This is a genomic window from Pseudarthrobacter sp. TRD_SC_9 (assembly GCF_055361265.1).
In genome coordinates, this window is sequence record NZ_CM143956.1 from 3003538 (window position 1) to 3021946 (window position 18409).

The following is an 18409-nucleotide window of genomic DNA, read 5'->3' on the forward strand; positions in this document are numbered from 1 at the left end:
CCCCCGGACATCGGGTCAGCGCAGGATTTCGACGAGCGCTACCCAGGAGAAGACAACGGCCCCGATCAGTGCCACGATCGTCGCGAGGGCCACTACACCCAGCCCCGCAGCCACTGAAAGTACGAGCATCAGGCCACCGACGGCAAAAATGGCAAGCGGAAACACGAACGACGCGATGTGCCGGTTGTCCCAGTCATGCCGATGGCCAGGGGTCTCGTCCCGCAGGATTGCGCGGGCGGCAAGGAACGCGATCAATCCTCCGACGAAGGTGCCCGCAAGGACCTCTATTCCAAAGGCCCACAGCGGCTGGTCCGGGATGAGGGCCGCACATGCCAGGACCACGCCGAGGATCAGCGCAGAAATAGCAGCACCCGCGCGGGCCGCGAGGCCGCGGGACTCTGCGATTTGTTTGATGTTCACCGACAGAGCCACGATGAGCAATCCGCCCAGCGCCGCACCGGCTCCCGCGATTGCTACGTTGAATTCCCCCCAGGAGGACAGCGCGGATTCCATCGCCCCAGAGTATCGACAGCGCATAGGCTGCGGAAGAGGCGGCCAAGGGACAGGCTGTCTCCTCAAGGACCCGCAGTGTCCGGCCCATCCGGGATATCAGACAACACGCGAGTGATTCCCCTTGCTTTTTACCGTAGATTTGTTATCCAATAGTGAAACTTAGTTTCCTGTGATGCACATCTCCTTCGGAGCGGTACACTAATTCCCGATCTCCCATCGCATACCCCGCAACAAAAGGTAAAGAATCATGCAGCTTATGTCCCCGGCTACGGCCAAAATTGCAGCCAAGGCGCTGGCGATCCTGGCCGCCGGCACCCTGACCCTCACCGCATGTGGCGGAAGCAGCACCCCGGCTGCATCCGAGGGCGGAATCCAGCTCATTAACGCCGGGAAGCTCACCGTCTGCTCCGATGTCCCCTACGAGCCCTTCGAATTCCAGCAGGACGGCAAGACCGTCGGCTTCGACATCGACATCGCCAACGAACTCGCCAAGGACTTCGGCGCCGAGCTGAACATTGTGGACAGCTCCTTTGAAGCCATCGAAACCGGTACAGCCCTGACGCAGTGCGACGTTTCGATCTCCTCCGTCTCCATCACCGAAACCCGCAAGTCCGTTATGGACTTCTCTGACCCGTACATGGATGACGATCTCACCCTCGTGGCCAGTGACGATTCCGGCATCACGGACATCAACAGCGCCAAGGGCAAGAAGGTTGGCGTGCAGCAGGCCACCACCGGCGCCGATTACGCCACGGAGCAGGGCCTGGACGCAGTGACGTTCGAAGACACCGGCCTCCTGGTCCAGGCCCTCGAAGCCGGCACCATCGAAGCCGCACTGGGCAACCAGTCCGTCCTGGGTTACGCCATCAAGGACTCCACTGATATGAAGCGCGTTGAGGACTTTGCCACAGGCGAGCAGTTGGGCATCGCCGTGAAGAAGGGCAACACCGCCATGCTGGAGAAGGTCAACGCCACGCTTCAGCGCCTCACCGAAGACGGCAGCATGGACAAGTTCAAGACCGCCTGGTTCGGCGAAACCACCAAGTAACCGCCTTTCCCCCGGTGACGTAGCCGGGTGGCCTTAAACCCAGCTGGCATGAGGCCCCGCACGAACTGACTCCCAGTCCGTCCGGGGCCTCCGCCACGCACAACGAAATGTGAGCAACCATGGCAATGACCGCACGTCAACGGGCCAGAGTCAGTCTGTATGTCCAGGCGGGAATCTTCCTTGTGGCCGTCGCCGCAATGATCCTGGCCACGGACTGGAAGACGATGGCCAACAGCGTCTTCAACTTCGGCAAGCTTGGTCCGATCTTCCCGGACATCGTCCTGGTGGGCCTGAAGAACACCCTGATCTACACCTTCCTGGGCTTCGTCGTCGGCCTGTCCGGCGGCCTGCTGCTGGCCCTCATGAAGCTCTCCAGCTTTCCCCTCTACCGCTGGATCGCCACCGGCTACATTGAATTCTTCCGCGGCATTCCGGCGCTTCTGGTGTTCATCGCGTTCGGCTACGGCGTTCCGCTGGCGTTCGGCGTCCAGTGGAACGTGACCGTCATTGTGATGGTGTCGCTCGGCATGGTCGCGGCAGCCTACATCGCTGAAACCCTCCGTGCCGGGCTGCAGGCCGTGCCGAAGGGCCAGATGGAAGCTGCCCGCTCCTTGGGCATGCCGCAGTGGCGCGCCATGGTGTCCATCGTGATTCCGCAGGCCTTCAAGATTGTCCTTCCACCGCTGACCAACGAGGTCATCCTGCTCACCAAGGATTCCTCGCTGATCTACGTGCTCGGCCTCGCGGCGTCGCAGTACGAGTTGACCAAATTCGGCCGGGACGGCATCTCCAGCCTGGGCGCGGGGCTGACTCCGCTGCTGGTGGCCGGCGCCTTCTACCTGGTCATCACCATCCCGCTGAGCCTCCTGGCCCGGAAGTTCGAAAGCCGCTCCGCGCGGACCAAGCGATAGGCAGGCAGAACATGAACGACGTCGTCAACAACTCCCGCGGCGGCACCGGTACCATCCACGCTGCCGGTGTTTCCATCAAGGATCTGCGCAAGTCTTACGGCTCCAACGAGGTCCTCAAGGGTATCAGCCTGGAGGTCGCTCCGGGCGAAGTCGTCTGCCTGATCGGGCCGTCGGGCTCGGGCAAGTCCACCTTGCTGCGCTGCGTCAACCTCTTGGAGCAGCCCAACCAGGGCAGCATCCACGTGGGCGGCTTTGATGCCACGGACCCGGATGTGGACATCGACAGGATGCGCCGCAAGGTGGGAATGGTGTTCCAGCAGTTCAACCTGTTCCCGCACCTGAACGCCCTTGGCAACTGCACCATCGCGCAGACCAAGGTGCTCAAGAGAAGCCAGGAGGAAGCGAAGCAGGTGGCCCAGCGCAACCTGGACCGCGTGGGCCTGGGACACCTTGCGGACCGTTTCCCGGACGAGCTTTCCGGCGGCCAGCAGCAGCGTGTGGCCATTGCCCGCGCGCTGAGCATGGACCCCGAACTGATGCTTTTCGATGAGCCAACCTCGGCGCTTGACCCGGAAACCGTGGGCGACGTCCTGTCCGTCATGCGCAACCTGGCCAAGGAGGGCATGACCATGCTGGTGGTCACGCACGAGATGGGTTTTGCCCGCGAAGTCGCCGACCGTGTTGTGTTCATGGACGGTGGCGTCGTGGTTGAGGAAGGCGTGGCGGAGAACGTCATTGGCGCGCCGCAACAGCCCCGCACCAAGGAGTTCCTGCGCCGGGTCCTGGATCCGACGCACATCGAGATCGAAGAGTAAGCGACCGTCCGCACGCCCGTTGGAAGCGTCGATGCCCTGCCGTTACCGGAAAGCACCGGTAGTGGCAGGGCATTTCGCGTATTCCGGGAACCTAAAAGTCCTTTACTTCCGGCCGTCCTGAAGCCGAGAATATGTAGCATCACAGCCCTGGCTCAGCAGCGCGCTTGCCCACTAACGGCCGTCCCGCGCGGGGGGCCTGCAAAGGAGCGCGGACATGAATCTCCAGTCAAGGCACTCCCCGTCTGCAGCAATATCAGCACGTGCCGCACGGCTGGCATCAATCCCCTCTTTCCAGCGCGTTGACTCGTACATCCGAAAGTACGTTGCCCGCGGACGGGGACCGGACCAGCCCGACGTCTGCGACTTTACGTTCGGCAATCCGCACCAGGCGCCGTCGGACCGTTACGTCAATACCCTCCGCGACGCGCTGACTCCCCGTAATGACCAGTGGTTCGCCTATAAGACCAACGTGGACACTGCGCAGGAGGCCGCCGCCCGATCCCTTCAGCGGCTGTTGCAGGTACCCTTCAAGGCCGAGGACATCTTCCTCACCACCGGGGGTTTCGCCGCGATTGCCCTTGCACTGAAGACTGTGGCAGATCCCGGTGACGAGGTTATTTTCAGCCTGCCGCCATGGTTCCTGTACGAGCCGCTCATTTTGGAGGCGGGCCTGGTTCCGACGAAAGTGCAGGTCAACCCCGCCACATTTGATCTTGACCTCGGCGCAATCGACGCGGCCATCACGGAGCGGACCCGGGTGGTGATCGTCAACTCGCCCAACAACCCCACCGGACGGATCTATCCTCCGGACCTGCTGCGCCGGCTGGCCGATCTGCTGGAGGAGGCTTCGGCCAGGACCGGCCGGCGGATCTACCTCATCTCCGACGAGGCCTACAACCGGATCGTGTTCGACGGCGTACGCTTCCACAGCCCGGCGGAGTTCTACCCCTACACGCTGCTTGCCTACTCCTACGGCAAGACTCACCTTTCGCCCGGCCAGCGGGTAGGCTACCTGGCGCTGCCGCCCACCGTGGAGCAGCGGGAGGACATGCGGCCGGCCATCAGTGGCCTGCAGGTGGCGATGGGCTGGGTGTACCCGAACGCACTGCTCCAGCATGCGCTTCCAGAGCTGGAGCAGTTCACCATCGATATTGGCCAGCTGGAGCGCCGGCGGGACCGCATGGTGGATGCCCTTGGCGGCATGGGCTACACCATGCAGCCGCCTGAAGGCACCTTTTACCTGTTTGTCACCACTCCCGGCCCCGACGACGAGGCGTTCACCGAATCGCTCGCCCGCCACAACGTCCTCGTTTTTCCCGGCACTTTGTTTGAAACGCCAGGCTACTTCCGGATCTCCCTGACAGCCAACGAGGACATGATCGAACGAAGCCTGCCCGCGTTCGAAGCGGCAATCAAGGAAAGCAACAACGGGTCATAGCCCTGCCAACGGCCGATGCCTTACTGTGCCAGCACTCCCCCGGCTGCGGCCGCTACCGCTTCCCTGATCTGCGCATGCAGCTGCCGCAGGCTGTGCCGGTCCGTGCGCACCTCGATGATGCTGCGGCCCTTGACCGGTTGGGCCAACGCTTCCGCAAGAGCCGCCGTGCTGCCTAGCGATGAATGCCCGACGCCGTACGCTGCAGCGAGGGCTGCGATGTCCACGCTGTGGGGGGTGCCAAAGAGGCGTTCGACGGCGTCTCCATAACGGCCTGCTTCCTCCACCGCGCCGTGTTCGAGGAGCCCGAAGATGGCGCCGCCTGAATCGTTAAGCACCACAATCCGCAGCCGGGGTTCTTCCTCCCCGGCGCCAAGAAGCAGGCCGCCCACATCATGCAGGAAAGTTACGTCACCCAGCAGAACTGTGGTCTCTTGGAGGCCGCCCAGTGCGATGCCGGTAGCCGTGGAGATTGTGCCGTCGATTCCGGCCAGCCCCCTGTTTGCATACACCGTGGCGGCAGGCCCGGCAGCAGGAAGGCCGGCCAGGTCCACGTCCCTGATCCCGTTTGAGGAGCCCAGCAGCAGCTGACCCCGCGTATGCTCCCACACCACGGCTCCCACCGCCGGACCTGTCAGAGCATCCCCGGCCGACAGGACGTTGTCGAGCGCGTGCTGGGCAGCAGTTCCGGCGAGCAGCCAGGCGTCCAGCCATTCGGCGGTGCCGCGGCCGGCGAAATCCGCTAGATCGGCGAGGCTTTCCAGCGGCAGCTCGGTGCGGCGGCCCGGCTCGTACCAGGCCACAGGCACGGGCTGGTAGAGCGCGGACAGAACGTCGGCGCGGGCCAGCAAAGCAGCTACCGGGCGGGAGAGGGTGGGCCTGCCGAAAAGGACAACCCGCTCGATCGGCTGCGCGGAAGCGGCCCCAAAATGCTCCAGCAGCAACCGGTAGGGCCCAATTGCGTTGGGGCCAAAGCGCGCATTGGACGACGGTTCGGCCAGCAGCGGCAGGCCGTGGGCGCGGGCGAAGGCCTCGGCAACCGGACCGGCGTCGTGCCCGGCCAGCACCACCGTGCGCCGCTCCGGCAGGTCCATCGAAGCCGCCGGGAGGTCCATGGTGAGCGGCTCCGTGCCGATGCGGAAGCGCTGCCTGCCGGCCGCCGTCGGGAGTTCCTCTTCGGGGGCCGGGACCAGCGGGTCCCGGAAAGCGAGGTTGAGGTGGACCGGGCCGGGAGCCACGCCCTGCAACGCTCCGGTTGCAGCGGAAATCGCCGTGTCAACGGCGCGGCGTGGACTGCTGCCCGCGGGGACATCCGTGGCAAACCGGACGTGGTCGCCAAACAGGTCAAGCTGGATGGTGGTCTGGTTGGCGCCCGTCCCGCGCAGTTCCTCGGGCCGGTCCGCGGACACCACCACCAGCGGAAGGGCTGCGTGGTTGGCTTCCATCACCGCGGGAAGAAGATTTCCGACGGCGGTCCCGGAGGTCGTAAGGACGGCCGCGGGGGAACCTGTGGACATCGCCAGGCCCAGGGCGGTGAATCCCGCACTGCGCTCGTCTATCCGGACCAGCAGGTCCACCCGGCCTTCTGCCTCGGCTTCCGCAAGGGCGTAAGCCATGGGCGCAGACCGCGATCCCGGCGAGACCACCACGTGCCGGACGCCGCCGTCGATAAGGGCGTCAACGGTGATCCGGGCGGCTGCCAGGGAACTGATGGCAAGCCGGGAAGGGGTGTCTTCAGTGGGCAGGGCGTCCGGTGCGGAATCGTCGGGAGAAGTCACCAAACCAGTTTGCCATCAACCACTGCTTCCCAAGGTACCGCCGGCAGCCGGACGCAAATCGGCCCGGGGACGCCCTGAATTGGGTGTCCCCGGGCCGGTTGAGCGGTGCGGGAGCGGAAGAGAAGGCTAGGCGTCCGTGCGGAACACCTGTACCACCGACGGGCGGGGTGCGCGCACCTTGCCCGGGGCCGGCGTCGACCCTGCCGGTACGTAGTCCGGGAAGAAGGAGAGCTGCTTCTCGAAGGTGCCGTCCTCACCCGGGTGCTGGACGGCGACGAACACGGTGCGCTCCTCATCGTGGATGATGGGGCCGCAGGTCTCGCCATCACGCGGAACGGCGAGGAACTGCTCCACGCGTCCACGCTCGGCCCCCTCCAGGGTCACCTTGAACAGGCCGTCAGCCTTGCCAATGCCGGACGGGGCGCCGTCGGTGGAGATCCACAGGTTGCCTACGGAGTCGAACGCGAGGTTGTCCGGGCAGGAAATCGGCGAAACCTGGTCAACCGGGAAGCCGGAGAAGTAGGTGACGTCGCCCTGGGCCGGATCGCCGCAAACCATCAGCAGGTTCCAGGCGAACTTCGTGGATGCCTGACCGCCGATTTCGGTGATTTCCACAATGTGGCCGTCACGGTTCTGGTTGCGCGGGTTGACCTCGTCAGCCACGGTGCGGTTGGAGTTGTTGGTGCAGGCAACGTAAACCTTGCCGGTGTGCAGGCTCGGCTCCACGTCCTCGGCGCGGTCCATCTTGGTGGGGCCAACCTTGTCTGCGGCGAGGCGGGTGTAGACCAGCACTTCTTCGACGCTCATGCCCGGAACAGCGGAGGCTCCGTCAACCACCAGGGGCAGCCATTCGCCGGTGCCGTCGAAAGCTCCGTCGGAGGGGAGCTGGCCGGTGCCGGTGATTTCCGCGGCCGGCGAGTTGCCCGTGAACCTGGCGACGTAGAGGCTGCCGGCGGACAGCAGCGTCATGTTGTGCGCCCGGTCTCCCTCGCGGTACTTGTCTTTCGAGACGAACTTGTACAGGTAGTCAAAGCGCTCGTCGTCGCCCGAGTAGGCAACAACGTGGCCGGACTCGGCGATGATGACGTTGGCACCCTCGTGCTTGAAGCGACCCAGCATGGAGTGCTTCTTGGGGGTGGAGTTGGGGTCGAACGGGTCAACTTCAACAATGTAGCCGAAGCGGTTGGCTTCGTTCCGGTAGCCCTGGTTGCGGGTGTCCCAGCGCGGGTCGTCCAGTTCCCACTGGCGGGCGGTGGGCTTGGAGGTCAGGCCGTAGCGCTTGTCCGCAGCGGAGGTGCCTTCCGAGACGAAGTAGCCCTGGAAGTTTTCCTCGCCGGAGAGGATGGTGCCCCATGGCGTGGTGCCACCGGCGCAGTTGCCCAGGGTGCCCTCGATGTAGCGGCCGGCGGGGTCCTTCACGGTCTTCACGAGCTCAGAACCGGCAGCCGGGCCGGTCAGTTCGTACACCGTGTTGTTAAGGAAGCGGCGGTTCAGCGGCGCACCCTTGACGTAGGTCCACGGCTTGTTCTTGTTTTTGCGCTCCAGCTCCACCACGGACAGGCCATGTGCTGCTGCCCCCACGGCGCGCATCTGGTCAGCCGGCATGGAGGGCGGGAACATGATGCCGTCATTGGTGTACTCGTGGTTGGCGAAGAGCACCGCGCGGCGGCCCTTGGTGCCCGGGATTTCCAGGATGTCGGTGTAGTCGTTGTTGTAACCGAACTGCTGTTCCTGCGCGGCGACGGTCTGGTTGTACAGGTCCAGGTCCGGTGCGCCGTTGAACATGGGATCACCCCAGCGGATAACCGGCTGCCAGGTGAAGCCCTCGGGAACCGTGACGGCGTCTACAGCTGCATCAACCGGCGCGATCGCGGTGAACTTCAGCTTCGACTTGTTGAAGCCTGCCTTCGCAGCAGGTGCCAGCCCTGGCCCGGCCGTGGCGGTTTCTGCGGTTGCCAGGTTTCCACCGAGTGCGACGGCGAGCGCACCGGCGGCGCCGAACCCGAGGGCGGCACGGCGGGACATGGTGGCGGAGGCGATGTCGCGGAAGTAGCTGTTCTTGCTGGTGTTGCACACGTCGCCGGAGCACGCGTTGTCACACTTGAGGGCGCAGGTTACTGCACTGCGCTTTCCCTTGGTGTGGCCGAGCATAGGCAGGAGGTTACGGATGCGGCTGGGAGTTTCAGTCATGGGGGTGCCTTCCAGGGTTCAAACACTGTCGCAGGCGAGCCTTGCAGCACGGCCCGACATTCACCCGACAACCGGGTTAACGAACAGTGAACTCCCAGGTCTGCGAGAAGTAACTCAAGGCGCAGCCGGTCGATGTACGCCAGAGGGAACGTTTGCAGTGAGGCGGGCGTGCACTCGGCTGAGGCGCTCCAGCCACCAGTCCCGGCGCTCCCCCGAAGCTGCAAACTGCTCAAGCAGTCCGGCGTCAGCGGAGACATCGTGGAGGGTGATGGCGCCGTCGTCGGGGATTAGCGGATCCCGGGTGATATCAGAGGAGAACAGCGAGACCGTCCCCAGCCCGCACGAGTACGGCAACTCCGGCAGGGCGGCGGCGAGGGCCAGGCCGGCCCGGATGCCCACCGAGGTGTCCAGGGCAGAACTCACGACGGCGGGAAGTCCGGCAGCTGCCACGATCTGCAGGGCGCGGCGGACTCCGCCCAGGGGCGCCACCTTGACCACGATCAGGTCAGCGGCGCCTGCCCGCGCGACGCGGAGGGGATCGTCCTCCTTGCGGACGCTCTCGTCAGCGGCGATGGGCACCGGCACGCCGGCGTCCCGGAGGCGGCGGCGCACCTCTGCCAGTCCGGCTATATCCTGCACGGGCTGCTCCGCGTATTGGAGTCCGACGGCGGCAAGGAGGCTGAGTGCCTCCACCGCCTCCGGGACGGACCAGCCGGCATTGGCGTCCACGCGGATGTAGGCGTCTGGAAGCGCGGCACGGACAGCTTCTACGCGGGCCAGATCGTCCGCAAGGTCCTGGCCGCGCTCAGCCACCTTGACCTTTACAGTGTCCACCCGGCCAAACCGGGCCAGGATTTCGGCGACCCGGCCGGCGGGGACGGCGGGGACGGTGGCGTTGATGGGGATGGTGGTCCTCAGCGGCGCGGGGAAACCCTGGTAGGCGGCTTCGATCCCGGCGGCGAGCCAACGGGAAGCCTCAGCGTCGTTGTACTCGGGGAACGGGCAGAATTCGCCCCAGCCGGCCGGCCCGCGGAACAGCAGGGCCTCACGTTCCATGATGCCGCGGAACTTCACCCGCATGGGCAGGGCCACCACGTGTGCGGAGTCCAGGAGCTCCTCCAGCGGCGGCACGGGGAACGCGACGGCGGGCGGCAGGGTCAGCGGCGGCTGGGCTTCCACAGGCATGCGTTCACTGTACAAGCCGCTGCGCCGGCCCGCCGCACGGTCCCGCTACGGCGCACTGCCGAACCGGAATGCGTAGTTATTAGCCAGCTTCCTGGCGTCCGCTCTTGAGTTGGCGCGGGCCGGCTTGCGCACGAGGCCTAAAAGTCACGCATTCCGTCAGCGAACGAGCAGAACGACGGCGTCAGGCTGGCGAAGACCTTCCGTGCAGCGGCCTCCCATGTTTTTGTGACACCCTTGACGTAATGACTGTTTCACGTGGAGCGCAGCCGGCTGCTGCGGTGCGACCTCCCGCCGTGCAGCGGGCCGTTTCCGGCCTGCTGTTCCTTACGGCCACTTTGGCGTGCGCCGCCGGCCTGCTCGCCACGTACTACTTTTTCGTGCAAACCGCCACGGGCCAGTACATCGACGAGTCCGCCCTGGTGGAAGCCGTGGACATCCACGGCCCGGCCGGCAAGGTCTCCACCAGGTTCCTGGACTGGATGCCCACCATTTCGCTGGTGGTGGCTGCCGCCGTCGTACTATTCGTGTCCCTTGCGCGGCGGCGCTGGAAGGCTGCGGGGATCGCCGTCGGTGCCTGCATCTGCGCGAATGTGTCTGCCCAGGTGCTGAAGAACATGCTGCCGGAGCGGCCGGACACGGGCGTGGTCACCATAGGCCTTAACTCGCTGCCGTCCGGGCATACCACGCTGGCGGCGTCGGCGGCGTCGGCGGTGTTCCTGATGTCATCACCGCGGTGGCGTCCGTTGGCCGGGTTCCTGGGAGGCACCTTCGCGATCGTCTCGGGCGCCTCAACGGTGCTGAACCAGTGGCACCGGCCGGCGGACGTGGTGGCGGCCTTCCTCCTGGTGGGCATCTTTATGATTCCGGCAGGATGGCTGATTGTGGGCACCGGGCGCGCTTGGAACGTGGAGGGCGGACTAGGCCGGCACTGGGGTTCCGCCCGGATCTGGCTGACGCTTCCCGTGGTCCTGGGCGTGGGATCGGCGATCGTGGCGGTGTACTCGCTGGCCCGGATCGCCCCGGGTGCCGGGCAGGTTGTGAGCACCACCAATTATTTCTGGGCCGGGATAGCGCTGATTGTCATCACGGGGTACCTGGCTACCGTTGCCACCACGTCCCTGTTCTCCTATGCCGTCCGCCGCCGCCGCTAAACAGGAAGCCGCAAGGACCGAGGACTTACGACGGCGGGACCACCGGAGTGCCATTGACGCCGGAGTCGGCCTTGAAACCCAAGCAGGGACGCCCGCCATGACGGACGACGCCGCCCTCGCTCAGTAATTCCGGCGATGCTTCAGCCGTGGGAGGACGACGGCGAACACGGCTGCGGCGGTGAAGCCCAGGATGCCGGTGGCCGAGACCCCTGCGGCAAGGGTTGATATGGCTGTCACCCCGGAGAGCAGGACGGGTCCGCCGGTTGCACCGGCGTCGGCCATAAACCGCCAGACGCCCAGGAACTGCCCGCGCCCCCGGTCCGGTGAAAAGTCTGCGCCCAGCGTCATCACCAGGCCTGAACTGATGCCGTTGCCAAAGCCGATCAGCAGCGAAACCAGGAGCAATCCGGTAAAGCCGGCAGATAACGGAATCAGGAGCAGGGCAATACCCATCAGCAGCGTGGACGGGATGGCCACAAACTGCCGGCCCTTGCGGTCCATGAGCTTACCTGCCGGATAGAACACCAGCATGTCCACGGCGCCGGACAGCCCATAGATCAGCGAGGCCTGGGTGGCGTCGAGGCCAAGATGGTCCGCCCACAGCGGGATCACCACCTGGCGCGAAGCGCGCAGGGCGCTGAGCAGCAAGATGCCGAAGCCCGCGCTCAGGAACACGGGAGCGTGAGAGACGGCGATGCCCCACAACGTCGGCTCCGGCGTGGAGTCATAGGCGCCGCCCCGCCCGGACCGCACCTCAAGGTCGCGGACCGTGGCACCCAGCACGGCCGCCGCCAGCATGCCGGCGACACCTACCCAGTACGCGCTGTGCAGTCCGCCGAACTGCATCACGGCCGCGCCGATGAATGGGCCAATGAAGATGCCGATCCGGCTCACACCGCCCAGGGTGGACAGCGCCCGGGCGCGGAATTCCACCGGCACCGCTTCGGTGAGGTATTTCTGCCGCGCCAGACTGAACACACTCGCGGACATCCCGACCACCACCATCGCCACCGCCAGCAGCCACAGCCCGTTGGGGACTGCTCCGGAAACCGCCGCAGCTGCGAGCGCCAGGGCAGACAGCCCTGCGGCACCGACAATGGACCAGCGTTCGCCAAACCTGAGGGTGATCAATGAAGCCGGCAGGTTGAAGAACCAGGAGCCCAGTCCAATCAGCGTGACAATTAGCGCGGCCACGGACACCGAGGCGCCAAGGTCCCGGGCTGTCAGGGCAATGACCGGCAGAACAGCACCTTCGCCAATACAGAACAGCAGGGCCGGACCAAAAGCGGGTACCGAGATGCTCCACAGGTTGAAGGGCTGATTCGGTGAAGTCATCGGGTTTATCCTATGACTTCACTTCACTGCTGGCCCTAACGGTAGCCGTCAACGATGGCGGCCGCGATCTCCTTGTACGCGCGTCGGGTGGCGGGCTTGAGGACGTCGAGGGTGACCAGGTCACCGTCGGCCACTCCCCTGTCATGCGGCACAGCGATGAGTTCCCGGCAGATGCCAGCGAGGTGATCCTCGATGGCATCCTTATCCACCCGTGAGGAGACCTCGTCCTTGTCGGTGATAACCACAATGGCGTTGCGGGCCAGGTCTTCGTAGCCATGGCTGGCCAGCCAGTGGAGGGTACTGCGTGCCCGCTTGGCGCCGCTGACCGCATAACCGGCGGCGATGATGAGATTATCCGCGGACTGCAGGATGCCGCTCATCGCGTTATGAGTAACCCCGGTTCCGCAGTCGGTGAGGGCAACGGCGTAGTAGTTGGAGATCAGTTTGCGGATGCGCAGATACTCTGCGGCAGTCAGTGAATCCGAAACTTCCGGGTCCTGCTCGCCGGCGATGAGGTGCAGGCGGCCGGCATGGTGCATGTAGCGGGACAGCGCAGTGAGGGAATCAACGGATTCAATGTTCCTGAGGAGATCCGTGATGGTCCTGGGGGTAGCCTGCTGGTAGATGCCCTCGCCCAGGGCGCGTTCCACCAGGTCGCCGGAGTCGGGGTTGGCATCGATGGCGCAGGGCGGATCTCCCCGATATTCGGCGAGAGTGAGGCCGACTCCAACCGTGGTTGAGGTTTTGCCGATGCCACCCTTCAGGCTCAACACGGCGGTGTTAAAGCTGCCCTGCAACTGGCGCGATATGCGTCGGCCCAGTTCATCTTCCTCGCGCTGCCTGGCACTGGGACCCATGTTTAGGGCCCCGCCCGTGAGGGAGTAGAGCGCGCCGCGGACGCCGCCAAGGGGCCGCGGCTTTTGCTCCCGGACGAACAGAGCCGGCGAGCTGGTGAAGTCCGGCATCGGGATACTGGCAATTTCATCGGCGACAGTTGGCCGCTGGCGGCGGGAATTACGGGGCGGTTCGGCAGGGGCTTCCGGGATCGGCGGTGTTGATGACTGTTCAGCCCAGGAGCGCCGCGTGGATGTGCGCAAGGTGGCGTCTGAGGGGCCGGACTGTTCGGGGGTTACGGCTGGCATGGTTCCTGTCCGGGCATCCGCGGATTCGGTCGGACTACGACGAAGGTCGCGGCGTCGGAGCGGCTGCGGTTGTCCTTCAAATGCATCGGGCGCAAGGGCATGTGCTCGGTAATCCGCCGGATCGTTCATGTCTTTCCCCCCGGACGTTCGGCAAATTGGTGTACGGCACCTAACCGACTTTACAAGACCGCGCGCCGGACCGTTACAAGATATGCCGCCAAATGCTCCGTGTTTCCGCTCCTAGTAGGCAGTTTCCTTCAGCCGCTTAATGAACCAGCGGGACTGCTCCGGGCCGTAGGGCAGGATCGGAATCGCTTTGGTGGCATCGCTTGGCGTGTCCCGCAGGGACTGTCGCGCCTGGCGTGCTGCTGTTGTCATGGTGTTCGCCATGGTCCGGACGAACTCGTCGTCGCAGGGCCCACCGTGGCCCGGGATCAGGAATTCGTAGCGGTGACGAAGCGCCGAGATGTGCCGCAGGACGTCTGCCCACTCCAGTGGGTATGAGTCTTCGAAGGACGGGTAGGCACCGTGTTCCACCAGGTCACCCACGAACAATGTGCTGCTGGTGCCCACCAGGAGGTCTCCGTTAGTGTGACCGCGGCCAAGGGAGAAGAGGGTTGCGGTCAGTCCACCCAGGTCCACCAGCACGGGCTGGTCGCGCACCAGCGCGTTCGGAACCACGAGCTCGACGGCGTCACCAACGCCAGCTGCCATCTCAGGTTCCGTGGCGGCGACTTCAAAGCGCTGCGCGTCCCCCGCTTCTTCAATAGCAGCCGCACAGTTGGCGTGCGCCCAGAACTCGGTGACTCCGTCGTCAGCAAACACTGCATTGCCAAAGAAGTGGTCGTAGTGGGCGTGCGTGTTCACCACCACCAGAGGCAGCGTGGTGATTTCCCGGACGGCGGCGAGAATCCCCTTCGCCTGATGCGGCCCACAGCCGGTATCGATCACCATGGCGCGGTCCTGGCCAACCACCAGGCCGGTATTCAGAAGAGCCCCCTCCGTCGCCAACACGTAGTTGTTCGGGCCTGCTTCTGTCCATCGTGACATTCGATTCTCCATCCTCGGTGGCGCGATTGCTTGGGCCCGATTCTACTCGTGTGGGCGAAGAGACTCCGGACAGCAACCGAGCATGGGTCGCCAACTCATACGTCCGCCAGCACCGACCCCGGGTTCTCGATCGCGTCCGCAATGAACCGCAGGAACCCTCCGGCCGTAGCGCCGTCACAGACCCGGTGATCGAAGGCGAGAGTCAGTTCCGTTACCTTTCGGACGGCCAGCTCGCCGTCTACCACCCAGGGACGGTCAATAATCCGGCCGACTCCCAGGATCGCTACTTCCGGGTGATTAATAATGGCTGCCGAACCGTCCACACCGAACACCCCGTAATTGTTCAGCGTGAAAGTCCCGCTGCCCAGCTCCGCGGGCGTTGCTTTCCCATCGCGTACGACGGCGGTCAGGCGGCGGATCTCCGTGTCCAGTTCCCGGGCACTCAAGTTCTCGGCGGAGCGGATCGAAGGCACCATCAGGCCGCGGTCGGTCTGCGCCGCAAAGCCGAGATTCACGCCGTCGAAGGCCACGAGTTCCTGGCCGCCGTCAGCAGTAGTTTCAACACGGGTGTTCAGCTCCGGATACTTCTTCAGGCCTGCGGTAACAAAACGGGCAATGAAGGCCAGCAGACCAGGCGCCTCGCCGGGGGACTTCTTCAGGGAGTGGCGCAGGTCAACCAAAGCCGTGGCATCGACGTCCACCCAGACCGTGGCTTCCGGGATCTCAGAACGGCTGCGGGACATGTTGGTGGCCACAGCCTTCCGCACCCCGCTGAACGGCGTCCGGGACACGATTCCCAAGCCCGTACGGGCATCGGCAGCACTGGCAGCGTTGCCTTCCGGCACTGGCTGCTTCTCATCGGTGCCTGTTCCGCCGATGATGGCCTCAACGTCGCGGCGCATGATGAGCCCGCTGTCTCCGGAGCCGTGAAGAGCCCCAAGGTCGACTCCGTTCTCGCGTGCCATTCGTCGCACCAGCGGCGAAATCACCGCGCCGATCTTGCCTGGGACGCGGGTGCGCAGCAGCGTGAGGTCATCCGGGGTTGAGGTGTCCTGCGGTGGTGTTTTCCGCACACGGGTCCGACGGCCTGTTGCTCCTTCACCGGACGTTCCATAACCGATCAGGACATTGCCCGAGCCCGCCTTCTCCTCTTCCCGGTAAGCTTCAGCCGCCTGTTCCGCTATGTGTTCAGTAGGGCTTTCGGCAGCCGGAGCGGCACCGGCGGCGCGGACGGTGATGAGTGGTTTGCCGACGTCGAGCATCTCCCCCGGCTCTCCGTGCAGCACCTCCACGGTCCCGGCATACGGTGACGGCACCTCAACCATGGACTTGGCGGTCTCCACTTCAGCAATGGGCTGGTCCACTGTTATCTCATCACCAACTGCTACCAGCCAGTTGACCAGCTCGGCTTCGGTGAGTCCCTCACCGAGGTCCGGGAGGAGGAAGGTTTTGGTGTTTGCAGTGCCTGTTTCGGTGGTCATGGTCAGTCTTCCCACTGGAGATCGTCAACGGCGTCGAGAATGCGATCGACGCCGGGCAGGTAATAGTGCTCGAGTTTGGGCGCAGGGTAAGGCACGTCAAAGCCGGTGACCCGCCGGATAGGGGCCGCCAGGTAATGGAAGCTGCGTTCCTGCACCCGGGCGACGATCTCGGAGGACACGGACGCGAAGCCATGCGCCTCGGCAATGACCACGGCGCGGCCGGTCTTGCGGACGGAGGCGGCCACGGTCTCGTCGTCGAAGGGGACGATGGTCCGGACGTCCACCACCTCAAGCGACCTGCCTTCAGCGGCAGCCGCTGCCGCCGCGGCCAGTGCCGTGGGAACTGAGGGTCCGTAGGCGATCAGCGTGGCATCAGTTCCAGCCCGGGCCACGACCGCCGTCCCTTCGCTGGAGCGCCCTGCGGCCTTGTCTGCCTCATACTGCGAACGCAGGAGATCCAGGTCCACAGGTTCCTTGGACCAGTACAGTTTCTTGGGCTCCATGAACACAACAGGGTCAGGCGAATCAACGGCTTCGCGCAGCATCCGGTAAGCGTCAGCAACCGTAGCCGGTGTGAACACCTTCAGGCCGGCGGTGTGGGCATAGTAGGCCTCGGAGGAATCGCAGTGGTGCTCCACGCCGCCAATGCCGCCGCCGTAGGGGACCCTGATTACCATGGGCAGTTTGACGGCGCCGCGGGTACGGTTGTGCATTTTGGCCACGTGGCTGAAGATCTGCTCAAAGGCAGGGTACGCGAAGGCATCAAACTGCATCTCGACGACGGGGCGCATGCCGTTCATGGCCATGCCTACGGCCATGCCGACGATGCCCGATTCGGCAAGCGGAGTGTCAAAGCAGCGCTGCTCCCCGTAGGTTGCGTTGAGTCCATCGGTGATGCGGAAAACACCACCGAGCTTGCCCACGTCCTCGCCAAAGACCAGAACGGTGTCGTCGGCGGCCATGGCGTCCATGAGGGCGGTGTTGAGCGCTTTGGCCATAGTTGCCTGGGGCTGCTTGTCCGCCGTGGTGGCAGCTGCCTTGGCTGCGGCGCGCGCAGTGGCGGCGCTGACGTTGCCGTTGGCCTCGGAAGAGGTGGTGATAGTGGTGCTCATCGTGCGTCCTCCTTGGCTGCGGCGTCCCGCGCCAGTTCATCAGCGAGCAGGTCTGACTGCTCCCGAAGTTGCTGCGTCGGGTTCTCAAACACGTACCGGAACAGGTTCTGCGGATCGACCGACACCTCCTCACTCAACCCGTTCCTGAGCTGACGGGCAACGTCTTCGGCCTTCGCCGCGATTGCCTCTTCGGCCCCGGCATCGAGCAGGCCGCATTCGCGCAGGTACGTTTGCATGCGGGCGACGGGGTCCTTAGCCAGCCACTGCGCGACCTCACTGTCCTCCCGGTAGCGGGTGGCGTCGTCGGCGTTGGTGTGCGCCTGCATGCGGTAGGTGTGGGCTTCTACCAGGAGAGGTCCGGATCCCTCCCGCGCCAGCGTGACTGCGCGGTCCAGGACGGCAAGCAGGGCCACCACGTCGTTCCCATCAACACGTTCCCCGGCCATACCGTAACCAACCGCTTTATGCGCCAACGACGGCGCCACGGACTGATGCGCCAGCGGCACCGAGATGGCGTACTGGTTGTTCTGGACAAAAAAGACGACGGGCAGGTGGAAGACCGCGGCGAAATTCAGGGCCTCATGAAAGTCGCCCTCACTGGTAGCGCCGTCACCGCACATTGCCAACACCACCGTGTCCTCGCCTTTGAGCTTGGCTGCGTGGGCCACGCCGACTGCGTGAAGAAGTTGGGTGGTCAGCGGAGTGCACTGTGGCGCCACCTTATGTTGGGTGGGATCGTAACCGCCATGCCAGTCGCCACGAAAAATGGTCATGACCTGAACAGGGTCAACGCCCTTGGTCATGACGGCTACCGAGTCGCGGTACGTGGGGAACATCCAATCCTGCTCGTTGAGGCAGAGCGCTGCGGCAACCTGGCAGGCCTCCTGGCCGTGGCTGGAGGGATAGACGGCCATTCGGCCCTGGCGCACCAGGGAGGAGTTCTGGTCATTCACCCGACGGCCGATAACCAGGCGCTCGTAGGCCGCCAGCAATTCGGCGTCATCCGGAAGGGCATATTCATGGCCGGGCTCTGTGCCCTGCCGTTCCTTCGGATTGAGCCGGCCGTCCTGGTCCACCATCTGAATGGGATGGCGGGCCGGGAGCATGTAGTCCTCAACGGAGATCCCGAACTTCTGGACTACCTCGTGTGCGGAGACCGTCATTGGTCCACCTTCCTTAAGCCACTAGTTGCTTTCAGTATGGCCCTGGGAGCGTTTTCGTATCCAGCAGTTGCGGCAATCGTGGAAGAGCTGCAGAAAAGAG

General features: G+C 64.7%; 15 protein-coding genes. 5 read left to right on the top strand and 10 right to left on the bottom strand.

Annotated elements, in window-relative coordinates; genetic code table 11:
• Positions 1-15: 15 nt before the first annotated feature.
• The gene (locus ACWA13_RS14000; protein WP_463934784.1) at positions 16-513 is read right to left on the bottom strand and encodes a hypothetical protein; all 498 of its coding nucleotides are present in this window, start codon (positions 511-513) and stop codon (positions 16-18) included.
• A gap of 247 nt (positions 514-760) precedes the next feature.
• On the opposite strand from ACWA13_RS14000, the gene ACWA13_RS14005 reads away from it, so the two are divergent.
• The 4 genes from ACWA13_RS14005 (at position 761) to ACWA13_RS14020 (ending at position 4725) form a co-directional block, all read left to right on the top strand.
• Positions 761-1561 (top strand): ABC transporter substrate-binding protein, encoded by an 801-nt coding sequence (locus ACWA13_RS14005; protein WP_463934785.1) that lies wholly within the window; start codon positions 761-763, stop codon positions 1559-1561.
• Positions 1562-1680: 119 nt separating this feature from the next.
• The gene (locus tag ACWA13_RS14010; RefSeq protein WP_463934786.1) at positions 1681-2472 is read left to right on the top strand and encodes an amino acid ABC transporter permease; all 792 of its coding nucleotides are present in this window, start codon (positions 1681-1683) and stop codon (positions 2470-2472) included.
• A gap of 11 nt (positions 2473-2483) precedes the next feature.
• Positions 2484-3287 (top strand): amino acid ABC transporter ATP-binding protein, encoded by an 804-nt coding sequence (locus ACWA13_RS14015; protein ID WP_463934787.1) that lies wholly within the window; start codon positions 2484-2486, stop codon positions 3285-3287.
• Between the two features lie 214 nt (positions 3288-3501).
• On the top strand, positions 3502-4725 hold the full coding sequence (locus ACWA13_RS14020; protein WP_463934788.1) for an aminotransferase class I/II-fold pyridoxal phosphate-dependent enzyme: 1224 nt from the start codon (positions 3502-3504) through the stop codon (positions 4723-4725).
• A 20-nt stretch (positions 4726-4745) separates the two neighbouring features.
• Here the strand turns inward: ACWA13_RS14020 and menD are convergent, their stop codons facing one another.
• The 3 genes from menD to ACWA13_RS14035 form a co-directional block, all read right to left on the bottom strand.
• Positions 4746-6500: a 2-succinyl-5-enolpyruvyl-6-hydroxy-3-cyclohexene-1-carboxylic-acid synthase gene (gene menD, locus ACWA13_RS14025; RefSeq protein ID WP_463934789.1), complete on the bottom strand. Its 1755-nt coding sequence runs from the start codon at positions 6498-6500 to the stop codon at positions 4746-4748.
• 126 nt (positions 6501-6626) lie between these two features.
• Positions 6627-8690, bottom strand: a complete 2064-nt coding sequence (locus tag ACWA13_RS14030; RefSeq protein ID WP_463934790.1) for a PhoX family protein — start codon at positions 8688-8690, stop codon at positions 6627-6629.
• A gap of 114 nt (positions 8691-8804) precedes the next feature.
• On the bottom strand, positions 8805-9875 hold the full coding sequence (locus ACWA13_RS14035; RefSeq protein WP_463934791.1) for an o-succinylbenzoate synthase: 1071 nt from the start codon (positions 9873-9875) through the stop codon (positions 8805-8807).
• A 242-nt stretch (positions 9876-10117) separates the two neighbouring features.
• Between ACWA13_RS14035 and ACWA13_RS14040 the strand changes: the two genes are divergently transcribed.
• Positions 10118-11026, top strand: coding sequence for a phosphatase PAP2 family protein (locus tag ACWA13_RS14040; protein ID WP_463934792.1), 909 nt, complete (start codon positions 10118-10120; stop codon positions 11024-11026).
• A gap of 120 nt (positions 11027-11146) precedes the next feature.
• Here the strand turns inward: ACWA13_RS14040 and ACWA13_RS14045 are convergent, their stop codons facing one another.
• From ACWA13_RS14045 to pdhA, 6 genes are all read right to left on the bottom strand, one after another.
• On the bottom strand, positions 11147-12361 hold the full coding sequence (locus ACWA13_RS14045; protein ID WP_463934793.1) for an MFS transporter: 1215 nt from the start codon (positions 12359-12361) through the stop codon (positions 11147-11149).
• Positions 12362-12396: 35 nt separating this feature from the next.
• Positions 12397-13503 (bottom strand): MinD/ParA family ATP-binding protein, encoded by a 1107-nt coding sequence (locus tag ACWA13_RS14050; protein WP_463934794.1) that lies wholly within the window; start codon positions 13501-13503, stop codon positions 12397-12399.
• A 240-nt stretch (positions 13504-13743) separates the two neighbouring features.
• Positions 13744-14553 carry an MBL fold metallo-hydrolase gene (locus ACWA13_RS14055; RefSeq protein ID WP_463934795.1) on the bottom strand — a complete coding sequence of 270 codons (810 nt, stop codon included), beginning with the start codon at positions 14551-14553 and terminating at the stop codon, positions 13744-13746.
• A gap of 95 nt (positions 14554-14648) precedes the next feature.
• A complete protein-coding gene (locus ACWA13_RS14060) occupies positions 14649-16034 on the bottom strand; it encodes a dihydrolipoamide acetyltransferase family protein (RefSeq protein ID WP_463934796.1) in 1386 nt (461 codons plus the stop codon).
• 2 nt (positions 16035-16036) lie between these two features.
• Positions 16037-17146 carry an alpha-ketoacid dehydrogenase subunit beta gene (locus ACWA13_RS14065; RefSeq protein WP_463934797.1) on the bottom strand — a complete coding sequence of 370 codons (1110 nt, stop codon included), beginning with the start codon at positions 17144-17146 and terminating at the stop codon, positions 16037-16039.
• Complete coding sequence (gene pdhA / locus ACWA13_RS14070) at positions 17143-18309, bottom strand: pyruvate dehydrogenase (acetyl-transferring) E1 component subunit alpha (RefSeq protein ID WP_463934798.1); 1167 nt, start codon at positions 18307-18309, stop codon at positions 17143-17145. Before pdhA ends, ACWA13_RS14065 begins: the two co-directional genes overlap by 4 nt.
• Between the last annotated feature and the right edge of the window lie 100 nt (positions 18310-18409).